The organism is Olivibacter sp. CPCC 100613 (assembly GCF_036959255.1).
In the GTDB taxonomy this organism is placed as follows: Bacteria; Bacteroidota; Bacteroidia; order Sphingobacteriales; family Sphingobacteriaceae; genus Olivibacter.
Genome location: NZ_JAWMTI010000007.1, coordinates 180,725 through 203,492, shown reverse-complemented (window position 1 = coordinate 203,492; position 22,768 = coordinate 180,725). Strand labels below are relative to the sequence as shown.

Genomic DNA, 22,768 nt, shown 5'->3' with positions numbered 1-22,768 from the left:
GAAGCCTTTAATGCTGTTAATAACTCATTTTATAGCTTTATTCGGTAGCCGACACCACGAACGGTTTCGAGCCATTCGGTGTTTGCCCACACCCCTAGTTTTTTTCTTATATTTTTAATGTGAGCATCGATGTAATTCGAATCATTTTCATCAATAGCGTAGCTCCCCCAAATATGCTCGCTCAACTGCATTCTGGTTAATACCCTATTTTTATGGAGTAATAGATAGCTAAGTAAATCGAACTCTTTTCTTGATAAATCGATGGGTGTATTATCAAATAGAATTAACCGTTTCGGGAGGTCAATACGGAAAGCACCTAGAGGAAGCAGTTCATCTTGCAATTTAAATTTCCTTCGGGCAATCGCGTGCATACGAGATTGCAACTCCAAAAGATAAAAAGGTTTTGAAAGATAGTCATCTGCCCCTAAGTCAAGTCCCGTAATCCGATCATCCAAATTCCCCCTTGCGGTTAATATGATATAAGCAGCTTCTTCATTATACTTTTTAGCCTTTCGTAAAATATCAAGTCCATCGCCATCTGGTAAGCCCAAATCGATCAAAATAAAGTCGTATTTATTCAATGCTATTTTTTCAGCTCCTTCTTGATAAGTATGGGCTAGGTCGCAAACATAGAAGGCTTTTTTTAAGAATTCGCCGATTTCATATGCCAACGTTTTTTCATCTTCTACAATGAGTACTTTCATAATTGAAGGCTTTAAAATTGATAATAAAAGGCAATACCAAAAAAGGATTGCGCTCGCTTAAACCCTTCTTCCGACGGTGCAATAAGCGATAATTGATAGCTTAATTCTGCCAAATAATTGCCATAACTATAGCTTATAGGAAGCTTCATGTTATATGACAGCATCGAAAAGGATTTGGAAGGCACGTATTCAATTTTGTCTCCTGAATTTCCCGGATTGTCAGGCGGTTTACCATTTCCCATTTCTTGTCCGCGTTGATTCTTCGCACGAATATAGGTCTCATAATAATTCCTCGTACCCGCTATTAGCTCTAATGAAGGTTCAAAGCTGATCTGTTCTGCTTCGGTAAATAAATTTCCAAGGTTGATGTCTTTTGAGTGAGATAGGGTTAAAAAAACATCGCTGTCATGTCCAAAAGCATAATCAATGTTCAGCGCGCTTTTGAACCAGGTCCAGTTATAGCTGGCAGACCCATTGATATTGCTGGTAAGTGATGCTTGAAGTAAAGGGGAATTCGATGGGTAAAATGAATGTGTATACATTATACCGGTCGAAAATCTGTCACTGAAACCATAATCATATCCAACGCTTAGGTCTGTTCCTGCGATGCCGGAACCATAATTTAAAAATTTATAGGAGCTAGCCGAAAAATACATCCCAAACGGTAGCTGAACGGTTCCATTCAAGAGTATATATGGTAACTTCTCCTCTGTAACTTGTCCATAATAATCAATATTGGTCTTGTAAAGAGCGGCTAAAGTATAGGTTACCTTCTCTGAACTGTCGTTTGTTTGTTGTCCGTATAGGGCTAAGAAAATAAAACAAGTGAAGATTGAAGCTAATGTTAATTTCATTTGATACTAATAATTAGTGCTTCTTGATTTTAGGCCGAACGATTTTAGGTCTCACCTTAACGTTGGTTCTTACTTTAGCAGGTATATTTTGCTTTTTTGCTTTCGGTACTTGTTTTACTTCCTTTTGCGGTTCCGATTTAACGTTTTTTTTCTCTCTTTTTTTTTCATCTTGTCGCACCTTATATATAGTGCTGCTTCTGTCAACTTCTAAATACGGTATTGCAGATGCGCGTGCAGGAAAGATATGCAATACGCAGACACTTAATATAAATAACAGTAATATACGTAAGTGATAACACTTCGACATGGACCAACGACTTTCTTAATTGAGCAGACACTCTTTTGTCTGCTAAACAAAGATCAGCTCTTTACATGAAAAATAGATGAAATATTTAAACAAAAAAAATTGAGAATTTCATGTTGTTTTCATCTTGTCATCTCAACTTTGAATCAATATTTATCTATGAAAAACATGTCGGGCAATGGGTTGGAATTTAGCAGTTGGATGAGGAGAGCATTGCTCACGGAAACAATTAAAACAATGCGTATGAAAACGAATAACATTTATTTGGCATTAGGTATAGCAATTTCGGGACTTTTTGCCTTCACAGCATGTGATAAGAATGATGGTGCTGGTGGTGGAACGACTAAAGTAGAAGTTCGTATGACAGATGCTCCTGGCAATTTTGATGAAATTAATCTCCACGTTAAGGAAATTATGTTGAAATCAGGGGAACAATCGTACACATTTGCTGCGGAAGCCAATTGGTTTAATATTCTCGATTATAGAATTGGAACGAATAATCCTGATATTTTGGTAGCTTCCGGCGAAATGCCAAGTGGAGATATTACAGAAATCAGATTGGTATTAGATGATGGGAATACAATTGTCGTAAATGGTGTAGAGCATGCGTTGACGACACCCAGTGGCCAGTCATCTGGTTGGAAAGTTAAATTAACAGAGAACCCGGTTTTAGTGCCCGGTGTAACTTATACGCTGTTATTAGACTTTGATGCTGCTAAATCGATCGTTCAGACAGGAAATGGGAAATACATGTTGAAGCCCGTCGTTAGAGGCGTGACTGCTGCAACATCGGGACTTATTTCCGGCTCTGTATTGCCTTTGGAAAGTTATCCTGAGATACTTGCTATTCGTGGAGTTGATACAATCGGAACCGTTGCCGATCCGTTAACCGGTACGTTTACCATCGGTGGACTAGAAGAGGGGACCTATTCGTTGAAAATCATACCAGTGGATACCCTTAATGTCAGCGACAGCACAATTACCAACGTTTCAGTTTCGCTCGGTCAAAACACAAATGTAGGTGTAATTGATTTGGGTAATTAAATCAAATCATCGCAACGCTAAAGTAGATTCAGATGAAAAAGTTATTATTGTTTGTTACTTTAGTAACACTAGGGAGCATCCCAATAAAATCAAAAGCCCAAGTACAGGTAAGTATTAATATAGGTTCTCAGCCGATTTGGGGGCCCGTTGGATACGACTACGTCGACTATTATTACTTACCCGATATCGAAAGTTATTATTATGTGCCCTCAAGGCAATTTATTTACCTAAGCAACGGGGCATGGGTTTTTAGTCTGAACTTACCATCACGTTATAGTGGATATGACTTATACAGAGGATATAAGGTGGTGATGAACCAGTCAAAACCTTATCGATATTTTAATAATCACAAGGTTAAATATGCTAAGTATAGGTCGAACCATTCGCAGCGAATAATTGCACGAAGTAATAACCCTAAATATTACGTCGTTAAGGGACATCCAAAATATGAAGTAAGAGGAGGTAGCGGGAAAATGAAAGGAAATCACACTATAAAAAAAGGTGGTGGCCAAAAAAAGGGACACGGTAACCACGGACATAGTAAATAAGTCCCTATTCTAGCTTTGTGCCATAGCACCTGGTTTATTGTTGACCAGGTGCATATGGTTTGGCCGATTTGGATCCCGTTGCTTTTTTGACCTGACCTGGAGGTACTTTTCCACTTCTTCCCGCAGTTCTCGTCGTATAGCAGGAACTGCACAAAAACAGTCCAGATAGGGTAATTAGAAAATAAATCTTTTTCATCTTGTTGCTTTTAGCACTGTCTATCGAATATAGTGCCAAAATCAACTCATTATACCTATTCCTGCGTTTATATATTCTTGCTCTCTTACATCCGGTATGTTGTTGCTGATCAACCAATTCTTAAATAGGTTCTCATCCGGGGCTATGTGATGTACAATACGCCCGTCAGTTAAAAGTAAGGTGAAAAGCTCCAGATTACTTATGTATCTTTTTATTTTATATGCAGGGTATTCAAATCCGTCCACGTAAGTAAAGGAAGTTTCCATAGTAAACAGGGGTTTAATTATAGCATCTAAATTATTGGTTTTACCTTGTAAATATCTGATAAAGAAAAAGTTGATCAATTAACGCGAAAGTGTGTGCATAGATGTTCCAGGCTTTTCCTAACCTGCAAGAAAATATGAGTTACTAATTGATCGTTTTTTATCACAGTTGCGCAGCAACTGTATCGCGCTCTTATGAACGGGATCGATTCTATTAACCTGGATTCAGGTTAATAAATCTACATAATCAGAAATGTATCGTTTTCCGGATGGATTTAACAGATAAATGTTATCTTGCCTTGTCCTGATATGACCTTATCACTTTTTATTATGAGAGCATTCTTCATGGTGTGCAGCACCTTGGTTACTTTACTTTTCTATCATCCCGTGCTTGCGCAGCGAACGGAACTGATCCATTTTGTACAACCTTTAGCCGGAACGGCGGCTAGTAACACTGATGCGGCAAAAAAGCACAGCGAAGCGAATTCGGAACAGTATGCCAACACAATCCCGGCTGTCACGGCACCTTTTGCTATGACACAATGGACACCTCAAACCCGAAAGACCGAACAGAAATGCATTGCTCCCTACTACTATAGCGATTCGTTGATCAATGGTTTTCGCGCCAGTCATTGGTTAAGCGGTTCTTGTACACAAGATTATGGCAGTTTCAGTGTGATGCCCGTGAGTGGTTCATTGCAAAATGCGTTGCAACAGGTAGAGAGTCCGTTTTCACATCACAATGAACAAAGCAATCCGGCTTATTATCAGGTGACGTTGGACCGCTATAAATTGCAAATAGAATTAACGGCTACCGCTCGGTGCGGAATGATGCGCATTACTGCGCTGGAAAGTGATAGTGTTTATTTATTAATTAATGCCAATAGTGATGAACACGAAGGCCAACTGGAACTCAGGGAACAAGGTGGGGTCGTGGGAAAAAATCCCATTCATCGCATTTATCAAGGTTGGGGTAAATATGCGGGATTTGACGGCCATCTGTATTTAATGGCGGAAAAAGCACCTTCGGCTAAAGGAACTTATTATCAAGCTAAAGTAGCCGAAACTACTGCAATCAAAAGCGACGAAACAAGTGGTATTTATTTGGGATTTTTTCTTAAAAAGGGAGAAACGTTCTGTTTTAAAATGGGAACTTCCTTTACCAGTGCTCGAGGAGCCGAACAAAATCTACAGAAGGAAATTCCATCCTGGGCATTCGATCAGGTAAAACAAAAAGCGATCGATGAATGGGAACAAGCCTTGGGAAAAATCGTCCTGCAGGACAGTGATATACAGGCCAAGCGTATTTTTTATACGGCCATGTATCACGCTATGCAGCATCCACGTTTATTCAACGATGTTGACGGGCGTTATCCAAAATTTGCAGGCAATAATGAATATCGGCAAACGAAAGAAGGGGGCTATTACGATGATTTCTCCATGTGGGATATTTATCGTGCGCAGATACCATTGTTAGAAATTATCGCACCTGATTTAGTAGATGATTTTGTCGCCTCCCTCATTGACAAGGGCGAGCAAGGTGGATGGATGCCGATTTTTCCTTGCTGGAATAGCTATACTGCTGCTATGATCGGCGATCATGCTGCATCGCTTATTAGTTCGGCCTATCTGAAAGGTATTCGACAAGTAGATGCTGGTAAAGCATATGCGCTTTTGCGTAAAAATGCCTTTGATGTAGCTGATTCGCTTACTTATCAGGAAGGTAAAGGAAGGCGTGCTTTAGCATCCTATCTTCAATATAATTATATTCCTATGGAAGATAGTGTGCCGATAGCATTTCATAAAAAGGAACAAGTGAGTCGTACCTTAGAATATGCTTATGATGATTATGCATTGGCCATGTTCGCAAAATCACTTGGAAAGTCTGCGGATTATAGGCAGCTGTTTGCACGGGCAAAGAATTATGAAAAGATATTCGATCCAGCAGTTGGGATGGTTCGCGGGCGTTACATGGATGGAACTTGGTATAAGCCATTTTATGCAGAAAAGCGGGAACCGTATATTACCGAAGGGACACCGCATCAATATACCTTCTATGTGCCTCATGATATTCCAGGTTTGGCGAAACTGATGGGGGGACAGGAAGCTTTGGAAAGCAGTTTGGATCGTTTGTTCTCGGAAGGAGGCTATTGGCATGGTAATGAACCTGGGCATCAAATTCCCTTTCTTTATAATTATACGCGTTCGCCTTGGAAAACGCAGGAACGTGTTAGGCGTCTTTTAAAAGAAGAATATAGTGACGGACCGGGAGGGCTAAGTGGAAATGATGATGCCGGACAAATGTCTGCCTGGTATGTTTTTGCCTCACTAGGTTTTTATCCAGTCGATCCGATTTCCGGGAACTATCTATTGACAAGTCCTTTATATAAACGTTATGAAATGCTTCTGCCAAATGGTAAAAGGTGGCGTGTAAGTTGTGATCAAGAACCGGATACTCACCGTTATATTCAATCAGTTGTCCTAAACGGACAGGATCTTGGAAGAAATTATATTAGCTATCAAGAGATTATGCAAGGCGGGGATTTGGAGTTTCATTTGACAAACGAGCCCACGGAATGGGGGAGTACCGAAAAAGAGCAAGCGAAGGGGCTTCGAAATTAGCACCATAAAAAACCCCTTATCCTAACAGGAAGAGGGGTTTTTTATCAGTTTATTGTGATAAAGCGATCGTTTTTATTTAACACCCGTTCGGGTATCCCACCACATCTGTTGTCCCCAAACATAGTCGGACACATTACTTAACACAACATCTAGATTTTCCCTATTAAATAGATATTCATTATTCGGATAGGGTAAGCGGAAAGGTTGGTCATTATGAGCATCGCCATATATAGAATTCAGAGACGGGTAATTGGTAGACGGGATGCCTGTTCTGCGATATAGGGTCCAAGCTTCAAAGTTGTCTTTAAATAATGCAACCCACTCATCCCACCAAATACGTTCCAATGTGTTATCCCATTTGCCTTTTCCGGCAAGGTAAGCGTTGGTCGCAGCTGCGTTTATTCCATTGTCTTCCATTGATAATTGTACAGCTTTTTCATAGGCTTCTTGTGCACCGATACCCACATTATAACCAAGCATAGCCGCTTCTGCCATAATGTAATAACTTTCACAGGATTTAAAGAAGGGAGTAAAGCCGGCAGCGTTATTCATATAGCGATCGCCTATGTAGGAGATGCGAGTTAATACAGGGGGAGGGGTTTTGGCACCATTCTGATAACCACGGTATTCTCCATCTGAGGCGGTATTGGCCACACTGGCGATACGGGGATCTTCCATTTCTTTTAACTGAGCTATGAAAATATCCGACATACCAAAATTGTTTACACGTGAATCTCCTGTATATCCCGTTTTATACCAGGGTTCGTAATAAGGTGCCGCGCCCGGCCAATACAAATAGCAGTTGTCTGCATTAGAAGTAATTACGGGATATTTATCAGGCTGAGTACAAATTTCTTCAATCGTACTTTTGGCCATTTCGGGAGCAACGCCAGCTATATGAATGGCCATCCGAAGTCGTAGGGAATTGCAGAAACGTCGCCATTTCTCCATGTCGCCCTGGTAAATGAAATCTCCTTCTCCAACTTCATCGCTACCGAAACCAGCGGCCATTTCATCTGCTATTGTCTTTAAACTAGTCATCACCGCGGGATAGATATCTTCTTGTTTGTCGTATTTTGCTTTTAGTATTCCACCCTCTTCTTCCGCTCCCTGAAGCGCTTCTGAATAGGGGACGTCACGCCAACCGTCCGTTAAATATTGCCACATATAGCATTGCCATAAGCGGGCGATCAAACGAATGTTTTTATAGGCATCCGCTGCTTCTTCCGTTTTAGCTAGTAGATCCTTTAATTGGGTATTGTTATAATAACAAGCATACCAACGATTACCGTAGGTATTGTTAGTAGGGACCAATCCACCCATATAATCCAAATACTGTATTTTAACGATGTAACCGGCAAAGGTGCCGTAGCCATCAATATCGCCTCCAAATTGCTCCCCCGAATTCCGCAAGACATTTGCTAACATATTCGTTGGTGGTACATCCGGTAGTGCATCCGGATCGGTGTTGACTTCATCAAAAGTCCTAGAGCATCCACTTATCGCCGTAATTATTGCAACGATAGCTATTGTCATCAATCTATTTCTAATTTTCATGATTTTTCTTTGTTAAAATGTAACGCCTAACTTCAATCCAAAACTACGTGAGGTAGGTACGGACGCTTGTTCAAAGCCTACACCGCGGCTATCGCTCGAGACACCTCCAGTTTCAGGATCCAGGCGCATGGTATTCGATTTATGTACCCAGAGTAAAGCTAAGTTCGATCCAATAAGTGATATGTTAGCTCGTTTAATACCTTTAAAGCGTTGTAGATATTTTTGTGGAACTGTGTAAGTGATGGATGCTTCTCTTAATTTCAAAAAGGATCCGTCAAACACATACATTTGGTCGATACCACCAGATTCATACCAGGTTTGGGCATCGGTGGCGATGGTATTTTCTACCCAGGAGCCATCTGCTGCCTGCATGGCAAATCGCTCTTCGGGCATTACATCAACACCGGCAACGATTGGCCGTTCGCGTACACCGTTTTCAGCAGTAATTTCGGCAGTTCCAGCTACATAACTATGGCTCATAGTTTGCGACCAGATATCGCCTCCCTTACGCATATCCAGCATAAAGCCAAATGAGAAGTCTTTAATGGTAAAGTCATTACGCCAGCTTAGTAAGAAATCCGGATTAATATTTCCCAAATTTTGACTTGCCTTACTTCTGACCAAACCGTCAGAAGTAACTTTTATAGCTCCTGCCATCGGACCGTCCTCCACGCGATCGTAGCCTGGACCAACTAGCATTCCCCAAGGTTCACCGGCTCTGGCCATTGTAGCAATGCCCCAAGTCCAGCCAATCTGATAATCGTTAACACCTAATTGTGGATACAGCTCAATGACTTTGCTTTGGTTTTTAGAGAAGTTTATCGTACTCCGCCAATTCAAACCGCTCTCTTTTTTGAGGACATCCCCGTACACCATAATCTCGACACCCTTGTTTTGTATCTCGCCGGCGTTTAAAACCATGCGGTTAAAGCCTACCACATTGGACGTATTCACATTTAGAATCTGATCCACGGTTTTTTTGTAGTAGTAAGTGAAATCGGCGTGTAATCGATTGTTTAAGAAACCCAATTCTGTTCCTACCTCCCAAGTAGCCGTGTTCTCCGGCGTTAAATTTTTATTTGGATAGGTCATACTTTTGTACATCTGTGCTATGCCGCCAAAAGAATTGCTTTGCGCATAATAATACAGCTGATTCTGATAAGCTGAGGTCCCTGCACCAATCTCGGCCCAACTGCCACGTAATTTCCAGAATGACAGGACTGTTCCGCTTAGACTAGGAAAGCTTGTAGTAGGCAGCCAAGTTAAACTAAGCGAAGGATAAAAGAAGTCGTCTTTTACGGTTGAGCTCCAATCATTACGCAAACTAGCATCGAGGTACAATTGCTCTCTCCAGCCTAGTGATGCAGACCCATATACGGAATTAGATCGGATATGAGTATGGTCCATTTCGGTAATGGCATCCCCTTTCTTATTAGCAATAGTATAGACGCCCAACACAGTTAATGCGTCCGCTCCTTGCATTGTTCTTGACCATTTCGCATCTCGATAGTTGACTCCTGCCATGGCAAATAGGCTGAAATCGTTTAGCTGTTTATTGAAAGATGCAATAAAATCCAGGTTTAACTCCGTGTTATCCTGTTTGATGTCTCTGAACATCCCCTCCCGATAAGAGGTGTTGTAGTAATTCTTTTCCAACGCTTTTGACCCATAGTAGTCAAATCCCATTCTACCTTCAAATTTTAAAAATTCAAAAGGTTGATAATACATGGAGGTTTTTCCGAAGAACCGATCCCGTTGAAAGCTATTGGTATTTTCATATACATTAAAAAAAGGATTGATATGGTAGCTTTGGTTCCAGTTGTAATAGGTATAATCGCCTTTCTCATCCCGCTGATCCCAGTTGGCTTTTAAGCTCGCCATATTAACCTGGCGGCCAGACCAAATGAATCCATTGATTGGGTTATTTCCTTCGTAACCTTGGTTTAGCAAATTATCACTTTCGGTTCTTGAATAATTGCCCATCACGTCATAAGACACCTTATCGCTAATGTTTACGTTATTATTCAATTGCAAACTATACCTTCGTTGGTCTGTATTTGGAACTGTACCTTGCTGGTCTCTGTATGACATTGACACGCGCGTACTTGATTTATCTGTACGAGAGAGTAGGGAGATGTTATGATTCATTGAATAGCCGGTGCGTAAAAATTCCCTTACATTATTTGGATGTGAAATCCAGTCCGTTGCTTGACGTACTCCATCAATGACAGGGCTATCAAATTGGGGTAATTTTAAACCAATGTCTAAACGTGGCCCCCAAGATTCATCAAAACCGTCATTGACACTCGATTCATCATTTCCCGTTCCATCTACATAATTAAAACTTTTTTGGGAAGCATAATCCTGGTAGCTGAGACCATCTTCATCCAGTCCATAATGATATTCATCACCATCATGTCCCTGTCCATATAAGTTTTGTAGCTTTGGGTAAGTATAAGCTCGGTCGACCGTAAAATTACCATCGTACGATATGCTTACTCCGTTCTTGGCATTTTTGCCTGATTTGGTGGTGATTAAAATAACACCATTTCCTGCGCGCATACCATAAAGGGCCGCTGATCCACCTTTTAAAACATTAATCGATTCAATATCTTCTGGATTGATATCATTCAACCCCGAACCGTAGTCAACCCCTTTATAGGTATTATCGCCCGAGCGCTGGCTGTCGCCGTTAATCGGCACACCATCTACTACAATCAACGGTTGCTGGTCGTAATTCAGTGATGAGTTTCCACGGACTGAAATGCGTGAAGAAGCACCAACCGTTCCGCCGAATTGATTCACTTGCACACCTGCTACTTTGCCCGAAAGTGCACCTGTAACGCTTAGCTGTCCGGATTTTGTCAAATCTTCTGACTTTACTTCCTGAACTGCGTATCCTAGAGACTTCCGCTCTCTGGTAATACCAAGAGCGGTTACCACCACTTCGTTTAGTGTTTGCTCATCAGCATTTAACACAATTTCTAAGGTGCTTTCTTTCTCGATTGTTATCTTCTTTTTTTCGTAACCAATCGCAGTTACATTTAAAACGGATGGACCATTGTAGGTGATGGAGAATTCGCCATTAGGTCCTGTTGAGGTTCCTGTCCCATTTTCTAGTGTAATGGAAACGCCTGGAATTGGCTTTTGCTCGTTGTCGACCACCTTTCCGCGCAATAGTGTTTGCGCGTAGAGTGTAGTAGACAAGAAAAAGCAAAAAACCAAAAGTGTAAAGATCTTTTTTCTCATGGTGTTTAGTTTTTGTTGAATTGGGTTGATCTTTTTGATTTTTTAAAAAAGTACGGTTCAAATTTATTGTTCTGGTTCTGCTGTTTTTAACCGTATTTTAACCTAAATTTATCTGTTTTTAACCTTATTTTAATGTGAGTGTCTTATGAAAAGGAGCGATTGTGATTTGGTTAGTGGTGTTTTGTTGAGGTTTTGGGTTTTTTAGGCGGTTTTTTGATTTTTTTGTGCTATTTTTTTGTTGATATTACGTGATATTACGTGATATTTTGTGTTTCTTGTTGTTTTTTTAAGAATAAAGAGGCTTTACTAATTCGATTTAGCAAAATAAACGGGGAGGTGGTGAAAAGCTAAGCTCTTTTTGTCGGCACTGTGCTAAGGTGTGATGAGTTATTGGGAAAGGTTGTTGAGAAGAGGGATTAAGCTAACCCGACCTACAAGACCTGATCGCGTCGGCTCCCAGTTTTTTGCAGTGAACTTTCCATCTTCTCCCACATTCTCTTTTTTTCTGGCATTGAAATTTGTATTGTAAAAGATTCGCCACTGAATACCTTTTTTATCCATGTCGGCAATTCGATTGGCCATACGATTCGAAACTTTTATCTCTAATTCATCGTTGCCTTTAAACAGGTTAGCGGGAATTTCAATGCAATAGGGCTTATTGAATAAAGTGGCCAGGTATTTTCCGTTCAGATAAACTGAAGCGCTTTCATGCACCTCATCAAGAAGCAGACTCCAAGCATCCGCTTTCGTAGGAAGCTTGGGAATCGTTGTTTTATAGGAAGCCGTTCCTGAAAAGTTTGTATAGTTTTCGCCATAAGTTGTCCAAGATCGTAATTCCTTGGTATTTATATTGCCGGGAAGGGTCGGACCACCTTTCAGAAAAGTAATTTGCCAATCGTTTGACAGCGGAATCCCTTGTCCCATCACCTCGTAGTAAGGATAAAGAGGACCGATATTAGTATCTTTAAAGGTTTCTACTACAAGGGATTCTTTTGGTTTTAGCTGTAGATATACTTCGGTTTTGTCGCCTTTTTTTCGTGTTTTGCCATACCCGTCCGTGCCCGTCATGAGGTTGTATAAACCTACCGATTGATAATCGGCATTGAGCGTTACCCAGCCTTTAAAAGCCTTATCAGAGGGGTTGTTGATGAAATAATAATAATTATTGTCTGCTTTTAACCTTCGAATGCTTTGAAGTCCATAGGTGTACATGTTTTCGGCTAAGACTTGGGTATGTTTTGTGAGGTCTGACAAATCGTTTAATATGATAACACGGCCTTTTCCGTAATAAGCCGTTTGGTTGTCCCCATCTTCTCTAAAAAACAGGCGATTTTTCAATACATTCATCTGCTTTTCTGCTTCTTCGAACTTGGCAAGTCCTGGTACATTATCGGGTAACCTCTTATAAAAGACTATATTGGCCCCTTGATTGGCAAGATTCAAAAGCTTTTCAAAGGTTTCGATAGGCATATAATGCATTTCAGGTATCACAACGGTCTTATAGCGATTACCGCCCGTTTGGAGCGATGAATGCTGATAATTTACGTTTAATAATTGCTGATCACTGATTGCGTCCCACGAATAACCCTGTTTGCTGAGATAATTTCCGCACGTTTTAAGGGACAGCTCGTCAAAAAAGCGATTAGAGTGAAAATGAAGTAGCATTTGCTTTCCAGGTTCTGACCAAAGGTCGGAAATACCGAAATAAAGTAATATATCGTTCGAGGGCTTCCCCGCTTGAAGAAAAGCCTGCGTTCTGGCTGCATATTGATTAAAGGCACCAAAATCGGCCCAGAGGCTGTTGGTTGGTGTAAAGTGCACCGCCGCATAAAACAACCATCCCGGCCATTTGGCCTCTTGCGGAGAGTAGGCGGTACCATGATAAAATACATGATTAACACCCGCGAGCCATAATTGATCGAGAGCTGTTTTGATATTTCCAAAATTCGATTCAAAGTGTTCATTAAGCCAGGTAGCCGATTCGGAGGATATCAGATTTTTTCCCGTAACATGACCCGCTGATGGAGCACTTTTGAGATTGACGATTTCTGTGCCTTCAATCTCCGGAACGTCGCTGGCAGCATATAAATCGAGCACGTTGGCAGGCGATCCATGGGCCTGATTTCGAATTCCTTTGCCTTTTTTTGCGGCCCAACCCTGCCAATTTTTAGTGTATTCATCTAAAAGGAGATCGCTTATAGTTAAGCGATAATCGTACAAAACCCGGCTGTTCTTTTCGGGCGAATCAAGTCCTAATAAGGCGGGAATATAGTTTGTGAGATCATAACCACGCAATTTCTTAAATGTAGTAAAAAATGCTGGTGTCCAATTTGCTTGTCCCTGGGCATCGTCTACTTCATACGAATCATTAAAAAAATAACGTAGATACTGAAGATCATGCCCTTTAAAGGCCTCATCGAATGGTTGAAGGTATTTTTTAAGCGCTTCCGCTGAAAAATGGTCGATCACATTTCCTTCACCTCCGGGACCCGCGCGTTCTACCATTTTTCCATGATCTCCTTGGAAAAGAGCACAGATTACCCACTTACCTTCTGGGGCTGTCCACTTCAGTTTTCCATTGACTACTTTATTGCTTATATCAATAACCTCGCTGAATCCTTGAGCACCTACTTTATTGGCCGTAAGTAGGATCAAGGGAAGCTCTTTTTCAAAACGAACCTGGTCGAACGCATAGGCTTGGAGATGTTCATTGGCCGTGATCGGTTTTTTGAGCTTGTTTACGTCTACCTTCTTGTCGCCGGCAACACGCACAAGTGCTTTTTGTATGTATTTTATCGAGTCGTTTAAGCGTTGACCGCCCATTAGGCTAAATGTTTTTGATACCATGTTTTTACAGGCAATCGTATCATTTACCCAAGGGCCTCCGAAGGGCCAACCCGAAGCGTTTGCTAAATCCACTCCCAGTCCTAATCGTTGGGCCTCTTTAAGTGTATAATCCAGCTTGTCCATCCAGGCGGGAGTTAAAAAGTCGATGAACTGATCTTCCTTTCCGTGTACGCCATAAATTGGCGTTATTTCAACGCCTCCTAACCCCGCTTTTTTATAGGATTCCAAAGCCGCCGTTAAATTGCTTTCAGTGACGGCGTTACCAAACCACCACCAGCGCGTCCAAGGTTTCATTTCCTGCTTAATCGTCGGCCAATGCAACTTGCTGTTTTCTTTTACCGGTTCGTCACGACGAAAAGCCGATAAAACAAGGGCCAGTATAAGCAACAGGATTGTTCTTATTTCCATGCGAGTGTACATTTCCCAACAGCGTAGAATTTTTTACCGTTAACGGTAGTTAATGAGGTATAAATAACGGTAAATGTACCATCATCCTCTTCAATTGCACAGAGCGGGGTGCGCATCGCGTGATCTCCCGGGTCACCCCAAAGGTTCTTTTCCGACTGCACTTTGATGCGCGTTTCATGATTCCAGTGTATTCCGTCATCGGAGAGACTATAACCGATCTCTTGATCGCCAAAAGAATCGAAAACGGTTAGATAACGCCCGTCTTTTAATTCCGTAACCTGTGCATTTTCATTAAATACCTCTGTAAGCGGAATCGGGTTGTGTCCTTCGGGCATTCTTGTCCAAGGGCCATCTAAGCTTGCTGCTGTTGCCATACCCGTAGGCCAAGGTCCTTTGGGTACATGATTGTGACCATCATAAAAAGCATACCAACGATTGCCAACTTTATAAGGATTGAAGGTTGCCACTGCCTGTTGGCCCTCCCAAGCTTGTGTGTTTTCATCAGGTTGTAGAACGATCCCCATGTCAGCGTAAGGCCCGGCGATACCCTGAGGCCCAAGCATAACCGATTTGGCACGCCAAATTCTTCCAGCATAATCATTGCCTTCAATTTCACCCTTTTCTTTATCTCCTGCTCGATAGGCAACATAGAATATATTCCATGCATTTTCCGCTTCATTAAATTCAACAGCAGTTACCCACACCTCTGATCGAGGATTAGACGGACTTCTACCGGGAATACTTTCGACCAGTGTCGACTGTCGCTTCCAGTGAACGGCATCTTGACTCGTCCAATAAGCAATACGCATATCCCGATGGGGCCGGTCAAACATTTCGTTGATGAACATATGATAAGTTCCATCAACCTTTACAACCTGTCCGGTTTCAAAACCAGCACGATTATTACTGGATAAAACATCGGGATGATCCAGACCGATTACAGGGCCAATATGTTCGGCAGTACGAATTAATACGTTCTTTTGTTTCTGTGGGTCGGTATTCTTATCAGATGTTGCTATTTGAGCCAATGCCGGAACTATGCTAGGGAAGAGTAGCATGATCAAGGCAATTAATCCGCATGTCGATATATTCTTCTTACTTATCATCAGGTTATATGCCTATGAATTTTCAAAGACAGTTTAATTAAGGCATTTATAATGCATTGTGTTCATTGGTTCTTTCAAAAGAAGGGTTTTTGATACGAAATCCCATCCTGTACTGTTATGAGTTCTTGCAAGCAATGTATTATCGGAATCGTTTGCGTAGATTTTTGCCTGATCGGAGCTCATTTTTGCTAAAACGTTTCCTTATTCAACCAAATAGTTTTGCTAGAAATATTTCACTTAAAGTACAGGATGGGGCAGGTTGCACCAACTTTGCAAATATTGTTCTTTCGTTAGTAAATGTCTCTATAACATTTATTTAGACATACCGAAACCAATTATTTTACTAATTAATCAACAAATGAAGAAAAACCTATTGCAATCTAATGCTTTGCTTAAACTCTTGCTAGGCATTTTTTTAGCTCTTTATGCTTCGACAACCTTTGCCCAGCAGCCATTAGAACCTTGGGGAAAAGTAATGGATTCCTTAACGCGTGAACCCTTGCCGGGGGTATCTGTAAAAATACTAAGTAAACAGACGGGTACAACGACTAACTCAGAAGGCGTTTTTTCAATACCTGCCGAACGAGGTGATGTTCTTATTTTCAGTGCCGTCGGTTATAAACAGAAAAAGTACCTGCTTCATGATCAAGCGGTCATTCAAATTACATTAGAGGTTGATAATCAAGGATTGGACGAGGTGGTAGTTATCGGTTATGGAACGCAGAAAAAGGGTAATCTCACTGGCTCTATCGCGAGTGTGAATGCTGAGCAGCTCAAAGAAAGGCCGGTAGCCCGTGTCGAACAGGCGTTGCAAGGACAAATGGCTGGTGTAACCGTTCGTAGCACTTCTGGATCGCCCGGTAGTGATATCACGATCAACGTACGCGGCGTGGCATCCATCAATGGTGTATCTACACCGCTTTATGTGGTCGATGGGGTTCCCATAGATAATTTATCGGGGATTAACCCAGCCGATATTCAGACGATTGATGTCTTGAAAGATGCTGCTTCAGCGGCTATTTACGGATCGCGAGGCTCCAACGGTGTTGTAATCGTAACCACCAAAAAGGGAAAGATCGGAAAGCCGGTAATTTCATTTAGTGGGTATACCGCCTTGTCAAACATAGAGCGGAAGGTAGATGTAATGGACGCAGATCAATGGGTGTCTTTTAATAAAAAATGGTTGGATAGGCAGTGGGTAAATGCCACCGGTTTAAGTGCTGCGGTGGGTCAAGCTGATCGGATAGCTTATGCTGAAAATATCAATAACACCACCTATACTACTAGAGAGGAATTAGGAACTATAAGAACATCCTATGGAATTTACGATCCCTACTGGGGTACGGATGCCATAGAGCCCATCGATTGGCAGGACGAATTGTTTCGTACGGCACCGGTGAATGATTTTCAAATAAATGCTTCCGGCGCTACCGATATAACCAATTATTCCATTTCAGCAGGGATTTTTGACCAAGATGGTATCGTTCATGGGTCCTCATTTACACGGTATTCGTTAAGGGCTAATCTGGAGACAAAGATTAACGACCGCATAAGGGTTGGCTTAAGTTTAGCACCCTCGCTAGGAACTCGTAAGGGTGCCAACGTTGATGGCAAAGACAATGCCGTAGCTAGATCCTTGAGCTTTCCTGGATGGGTGTTGGCCGGATCAGGCAAAATGGCCGGAGCCGATCCTTATAAGTTCTATGATATATGGGGTCCGGGAGGCAATAATGTAAGCCCATACGTTCAGGCCGTTTATAATGAAAGGACAAACCAGGATACACGTCTTAATTCGGCCTTAAACATGACGATCGATCTTTTAGATGGGCTGTCGGCAAATGGTTTAGTAGGATGGAATTATAGAGGAAACTCAGAACGCACCTACAGTCCTACTTGGATTCAAGGTACCTGGGATACTTCAACTCCGGGTGAGCGCTCTTCTTCCAGGAAAAGGACCTTAGTAAGTCACACTCTATTGGCGCAGGGGACACTAAATTATAATAGAGTTTTTGGAGATCATGGTATCGAGGCTTTAATTGGTGCAAGCCAAGAGCGCTATTGGGATGAAAGTACTGATCAGGGGCAATCGGGATTTCCAGACGACAAAACCTGGGTATTTGATCTAAACAGAGGGACTGTGATGACTACAAACGGGATAGGAGCCGCAGAAAACGCCATGGTCTCTTTCTTCTCAAGAGTTCAGTACAATTATAAAAATCGTTATTTGTTTTCCGCATCGTTGCGGCGCGATGGCTCATCCAAATTTGGCCCGGCAAATCGTTGGGGCTGGTTCCCAGCGCTATCGGCTGCTTGGAAAATAAATGAAGAATCATTCTTTAATAACCTGTCGTGGATGAGTACTGCCAAATTAAGGTTAAGTTGGGGGCAAGCAGGAAATGATCGCATTGGAAACTCCCAATTTCTGTCGAACATGACGCCATTAAACTATCCTTTTGGAGATGCGCAGTCTTTAAACAATGGCTTCGTTTTAGGAAATATCTCCAATTCAATGCTTGGATGGGAAAAATCGGATAGTTATAATATTGGGATTGACCTAGGGATTTTTAGAGATCGTCTATACCTTACTGCTGATCTATATTATAAAAAGACAAGTAATTTACTATTAGGAGCTCCTGTATCACTTATTACAGGATTTTCCAATATGTTGGATAACGTTGGTAATGTAGATAATAAAGGAATCGAATTGATGGTGAACTCCTCCAATCTAGTAGGTGTCTTTAAATGGAATACGTCCTTCAACATATCGATCAACAGAAATAAAATAACTAGCCTCGGTAGTGACAATTCTGATATTAGATTAGGGCAGGGAAGTACAATCATACAGCGGGTCGGAAACCCCATTAACTCATACTATTTATTAGACGCGATCGGAGTTCTTCGCGAAAGCGATTTCGATCGTGGCGATAATGGAAGTTATATCGCTAAGATACCTATTTATTCCGGACAGCGTCCAGGCGATACCAAATACCGGGATGCCAATGGCGATAATAAAATTGATGCAGCTGATTATATTATAGCAGGCAACTACCAACCTGACTTCGAGTACGGCTTAACGAATACTTTTTCATATAAAAATCTTGATTTGTCAATACTTGTTCAGGGTAAATTAGGGGGCGATCTGCTTTCCATCGGATCCAGAGGATGGAATCGTCCAACAAATGATGTGAGATGGCTTTACATGGATCAATGGCTTACCAATGCCTATTGGTCAGAAGAAGAGCCGGGAGATGGTAAGGTGCCTGCTTTCTTTTCTGCGGTAACCAGCCAATATGATACGAATTGGATGTATGATGCCGGTTATCTTAGAATAAAAAATATCACACTTGGATATAATATTCCAGTGAAAGGGAAAGTCCTAAACCGATTGCGTGTTTATGCTTCTTGTGACAATGTGTATATGTGGGATAGTTATTATCCAGGGTTTTCTCCTGAAGCAGCAACACAAGATAATGCTTCTGCCGATTGGGGGGCTTATCCGCAAGCTAGAACACTTTCCTTTGGTTTAAACGCGACTTTTTAATCCTGAACTCATGAAAACGAAAAATCAATTAAAAAAATATGGCATTATACTCTTTATATTGTGTATCAGCCAGTCCTGTAAGGATATCCTTGATATTAAGCCTATAGAGAATAATGTTTCCGACTCTTTCTATAGCAGTGAATTGGAGATCAAACAGGCTGTGACAGGAATTTATGCTCGTTTGGGTAAAAATGGTACGAATACTGATTTTGCTACCGACTACTATTTGTTGGCATCCGAAGATCGATCTGATATAAGGTATCTTGGGGGAGGGGAAACTTCTGCTCAAAACGATCAATTGGATTTAAGGAAATACCTAATAACTCCCTTCTCGGGTACAGTTGTTAGCATTTTTTCTCGCTTGTATGCTATGATCAAGGAAGCGAATAACTTACTGGCGCATACGAAAGAAGATGAATACCTACGCTATAGAGCTGAAGCTTCTTTTTTAAGAGCCTATGCTTATACAGAATTAGCACGGTCATTTGGGCCTGTTGCTATTGTGACTCAACCGATCGAAAATGGGGCGGCCATCACATTGCCCAGAGAGCCGTTAGAAGTCGTGTATACGCAGATTATTCAGGATCTGGAATACGCTGCAGTGCATCTGGATCCAGTCTATACAGGACAGGATGCTGGTCGAGTTGGCAGCCTGGCAGCAAAAGCGTTACTAGGACAGGTGTACATGACAATGGCTGGCTATCCGCTAAATGATCATAGTGCTTATGAAAAAGCAGAAACCACACTTGCGGGTATCATTAATGAAGTAAATCAGCGATTTAATCTGGACTATAGTACCCTGTTTACCTTAGAGAATGAAAACAAGTACGATCTTTTTTCTATACAATTTGCTTCAGGCAATCTTGGTTTAGGATCCAGCCTTCCTGGATATATTACAAATTCCGGATCAGGGGCTTCCCCTTTTCCAGAATGGACTTACCCAACCTATAGCCAGCAAGGACAAGATTTGAGAGTAGATAGTGTGCTCGTGCGTGAGATGATTAATAATAACGATAAAAGATTGGTTGCAAGTGTTGATACAGGGTATTGGAGCAGCTTAGATACGGAAAATAGAAGCTGGGTTTCTAGAAATGTTATCACGAAATTTCTGGAAAAGGATAACACGAATGAAAAAATAAGTTCCTGGAACGATTTTCCACGTAATTTTCCCATTATTCGACCCGCAGATGTGATACTGTTATATGCAGAAGCATTAATTATGAATAATAAGGCCGTAGAAGCAAAAATGTATATCGATCAGATCAGAACACGTGCTGGGTTATCACTTTTATCCGGGAGCCCAACCTTAGATGACCTTAAAAGAGAACGAAAATTCGAGTTTATAGGGGAGGGTAAAAGGTTTTTTGATTTAGTAAGATGGGGTGAAGATGAAGCAGTTAATACCTTGAGTAATTTTGCACGCCATTATCATACAAATACAAATGGACAATTACCAACTAGGCGTGATCTATTACTTCCAATACCTCAAAATGAGCTGAATACGAGGAGCAACTGGAAACAAAACGAGGGATATTGATCTTAGTGTTAGTAAAAGTAGCTGCGGGCTCAATGATCGAACGATCTAAGTACTTAGAATTTGTAGATAAAGAGACAACGTATTATATAAACTTACTTTGCCAGCAATAGAGAAAAATTTCTTAAAATTCATATTGAGAAGGTTTACCTCGAGGAATATAGTGAGGCCGTTTTGTCGTCAGAAGAGAAACAAGCCATACAGAATTCTGGGGGGTATGCAGAATCCGGGTTGGTAACAAAAACATCTTATAGATCTTTAGTTCATGTTGGTTCAACGAGGCTGCCGAAAGGTAGCTTCGTTGTTTAGGCCGAAACTACCTTGTTCATCAGGACAGTGCCTGACAGTTGATATCTCCGAAATTAGTATCTTGTAATCTATTTACTGATGTTAAAAATTAGTGTTCATATTAACCAATTACGAATGATCTTTATGGAACCAGTGCCATTTCGAATAGCAGTTCTATTAACTGCATGCCACTTGCTGATCTGCTTGTCTTCACAACCTTTAAAAGCACAATATATTAGTAAGGGCGGAAACGACGCCACGGCACCCTTACACCTGCTTAAGCCCGATTATGATACACCTTATGGTGAAACAAAACCCGAAGATGTGAAAAAGACGCTTGACAAAGTTTACCGATATTTAGATGCCGCTACGCCGGTAGCTTTAATAGACAAGTCTACTCACAAGGTAGTCGATCTAAAGCAGGCAAATGAGAACAGCATCTTCCAACCCGGTGATTTTAGATTGATTAGTTACGAGTGGGGGGTGACTTATATGGGTATGTTAGAAGTGGCTTTGGCAACGGACGATCAAAAGTATAAGGATTATACGATAAAGCGACTTGATTTCATTGGTTCTGTTGCCGAGCAGTATAAAAAACGTCTTCGTCAACATAAGGATGCTACTACTCCTGTTCGGAGCGTGCTGAAACCACATGCCTTGGATGACGCCGGCTCCATGGCTGCAGCCATGATAAAAGCGCTGGACGCAGGGGCGCAGACAGCTCATATACGACCCTTGGTAGAGAACTATGTAGATTACATCTTGCACAAAGAATTCCGTTTGCAAGATGGAACCTTGGCACGTAATCGACCGCTACCTAACACCTTATGGTTGGATGATTTATATATGAGTCTGCCTGCGCTGGCACAGATGGGTAAATTGACGGGCGACAATCGTTATTTTGAGGAGGCACTGAAACAGTATAAGCAATTTGCCGAGCGTATGTTTAATACCGAAAAAGGACTATATATGCACGGTTGGGTACAGGATATGGACCCTCATCCACAATTCCATTGGGCGCGGGCGAATGGCTGGGCGCTGTTGACAAAAGTGGAATTGTTGGATGTATTGTCCGTAGATTTTCAAGGAAGGGCGGTCGTGCTTGAAAATCTTCATCGTCATGTAGCAGGGCTTGCGGAAAGGCAAGATAAAACAGGTTTTTGGCATCAGTTACTGGATCGAAACGATTCGTATCTTGAAACTTCTGCCACGGCCATTTATGCATATTGCATTGCCCGAGCCATTAATAAAGGTTGGTTGGATGCGAAAGCTTATGGGCCTATGGCACTGTTGGCTTGGAATGCGGTGAATACCCAAGTAACAGAACAAGGACAGGTAACGGGTACCTGTGTGGGAACGGGTATGGGCTTTGACCCGGCATTTTACTATTATCGTCCGATCAGCAATTTTGCTGCACACGGGTATGGACCGGTTTTGCTAGCGGGCGCCGAGATTTACCGCTTATTACAGGAGCATCCATTTGAGATTAATGATAGTGCTGTGCAGATGCTTAAATAGTTGCTCATATAATGAAGGTTTCTCGTTATTATTGCTGAACATGCAGCACGTTTAGGTGTTGTCCCCGGCATAGACAAGTAGGATGTAGACCTTTTTTAAACCGCCCAATAAATAGTTTCGAAGTAATATAAAAGTTATTAATTGTAAAGTGTTGATTTTTAGCGTGTTTTGTGGTGTCTGTTTGC

General features: G+C 41.5%; 14 protein-coding genes. 6 read left to right on the top strand and 8 right to left on the bottom strand.

Annotation, left to right across the window (positions count from 1 at the left end):
• Nucleotides 1-29 precede the first annotated feature (29 nt).
• Together RYH73_RS20215 and RYH73_RS20210 are read right to left on the bottom strand one after the other, a co-directional pair.
• Nucleotides 30-704 carry a response regulator transcription factor gene (locus RYH73_RS20215; protein ID WP_335315298.1) on the bottom strand — a complete coding sequence of 225 codons (675 nt, stop codon included), beginning with the start codon at nucleotides 702-704 and terminating at the stop codon, nucleotides 30-32.
• Nucleotides 705-715: 11 nt separating this feature from the next.
• A complete protein-coding gene (locus tag RYH73_RS20210) occupies nucleotides 716-1,558 on the bottom strand; it encodes a hypothetical protein (RefSeq protein WP_335315297.1) in 843 nt (280 codons plus the stop codon).
• Between the two features lie 547 nt (nucleotides 1,559-2,105).
• Between RYH73_RS20210 and RYH73_RS20205 the strand changes: the two genes are divergently transcribed.
• The gene (locus RYH73_RS20205) at nucleotides 2,106-2,906 is read left to right on the top strand and encodes a DUF4382 domain-containing protein (protein WP_335315296.1); all 801 of its coding nucleotides are present in this window, start codon (nucleotides 2,106-2,108) and stop codon (nucleotides 2,904-2,906) included.
• A 32-nt stretch (nucleotides 2,907-2,938) separates the two neighbouring features.
• Nucleotides 2,939-3,454, top strand: coding sequence for a hypothetical protein (locus tag RYH73_RS20200; protein WP_335315295.1), 516 nt, complete (start codon nucleotides 2,939-2,941; stop codon nucleotides 3,452-3,454).
• Between the two features lie 34 nt (nucleotides 3,455-3,488).
• On the opposite strand, the gene RYH73_RS20195 is transcribed toward RYH73_RS20200, so the two are convergent.
• A complete protein-coding gene (locus tag RYH73_RS20195) occupies nucleotides 3,489-3,650 on the bottom strand; it encodes a quinol oxidase subunit 4 (protein WP_335315294.1) in 162 nt (53 codons plus the stop codon).
• A gap of 41 nt (nucleotides 3,651-3,691) precedes the next feature.
• Complete coding sequence (locus RYH73_RS20190) at nucleotides 3,692-3,916, bottom strand: hypothetical protein (RefSeq protein WP_335315293.1); 225 nt, start codon at nucleotides 3,914-3,916, stop codon at nucleotides 3,692-3,694.
• Between the two features lie 327 nt (nucleotides 3,917-4,243).
• Between RYH73_RS20190 and RYH73_RS20185 the strand changes: the two genes are divergently transcribed.
• Complete coding sequence (locus RYH73_RS20185; protein ID WP_335315292.1) at nucleotides 4,244-6,535, top strand: GH92 family glycosyl hydrolase; 2,292 nt, start codon at nucleotides 4,244-4,246, stop codon at nucleotides 6,533-6,535.
• A gap of 72 nt (nucleotides 6,536-6,607) precedes the next feature.
• On the opposite strand, the gene RYH73_RS20180 is transcribed toward RYH73_RS20185, so the two are convergent.
• The 4 genes from RYH73_RS20180 to RYH73_RS20165 form a co-directional block, all read right to left on the bottom strand.
• The gene (locus tag RYH73_RS20180) at nucleotides 6,608-8,092 is read right to left on the bottom strand and encodes a SusD/RagB family nutrient-binding outer membrane lipoprotein (RefSeq protein ID WP_335315291.1); all 1,485 of its coding nucleotides are present in this window, start codon (nucleotides 8,090-8,092) and stop codon (nucleotides 6,608-6,610) included.
• Nucleotides 8,093-8,104: 12 nt separating this feature from the next.
• Nucleotides 8,105-11,341 (bottom strand): SusC/RagA family TonB-linked outer membrane protein, encoded by a 3,237-nt coding sequence (locus RYH73_RS20175; RefSeq protein WP_335315290.1) that lies wholly within the window; start codon nucleotides 11,339-11,341, stop codon nucleotides 8,105-8,107.
• Between the two features lie 387 nt (nucleotides 11,342-11,728).
• Complete coding sequence (locus tag RYH73_RS20170; RefSeq protein WP_335315289.1) at nucleotides 11,729-14,596, bottom strand: glycosyl hydrolase; 2,868 nt, start codon at nucleotides 14,594-14,596, stop codon at nucleotides 11,729-11,731.
• Nucleotides 14,587-15,702, bottom strand: a complete 1,116-nt coding sequence (locus RYH73_RS20165) for a hypothetical protein (RefSeq protein WP_335315288.1) — start codon at nucleotides 15,700-15,702, stop codon at nucleotides 14,587-14,589. The genes RYH73_RS20170 and RYH73_RS20165 overlap by 10 nt, the downstream gene beginning before the upstream one ends.
• A gap of 358 nt (nucleotides 15,703-16,060) precedes the next feature.
• On the opposite strand from RYH73_RS20165, the gene RYH73_RS20160 reads away from it, so the two are divergent.
• The 3 genes from RYH73_RS20160 to RYH73_RS20150 all read left to right on the top strand — a co-directional run bounded on the left by RYH73_RS20160 (nucleotide 16,061) and on the right by RYH73_RS20150 (nucleotide 22,583).
• Complete coding sequence (locus RYH73_RS20160; RefSeq protein ID WP_335315287.1) at nucleotides 16,061-19,243, top strand: SusC/RagA family TonB-linked outer membrane protein; 3,183 nt, start codon at nucleotides 16,061-16,063, stop codon at nucleotides 19,241-19,243.
• A gap of 10 nt (nucleotides 19,244-19,253) precedes the next feature.
• Complete coding sequence (locus tag RYH73_RS20155) at nucleotides 19,254-20,780, top strand: RagB/SusD family nutrient uptake outer membrane protein (protein WP_335315286.1); 1,527 nt, start codon at nucleotides 19,254-19,256, stop codon at nucleotides 20,778-20,780.
• Nucleotides 20,781-21,200: 420 nt separating this feature from the next.
• Nucleotides 21,201-22,583 (top strand): glycoside hydrolase family 88/105 protein, encoded by a 1,383-nt coding sequence (locus RYH73_RS20150; protein WP_335315285.1) that lies wholly within the window; start codon nucleotides 21,201-21,203, stop codon nucleotides 22,581-22,583.
• Nucleotides 22,584-22,768 lie beyond the last annotated feature (185 nt).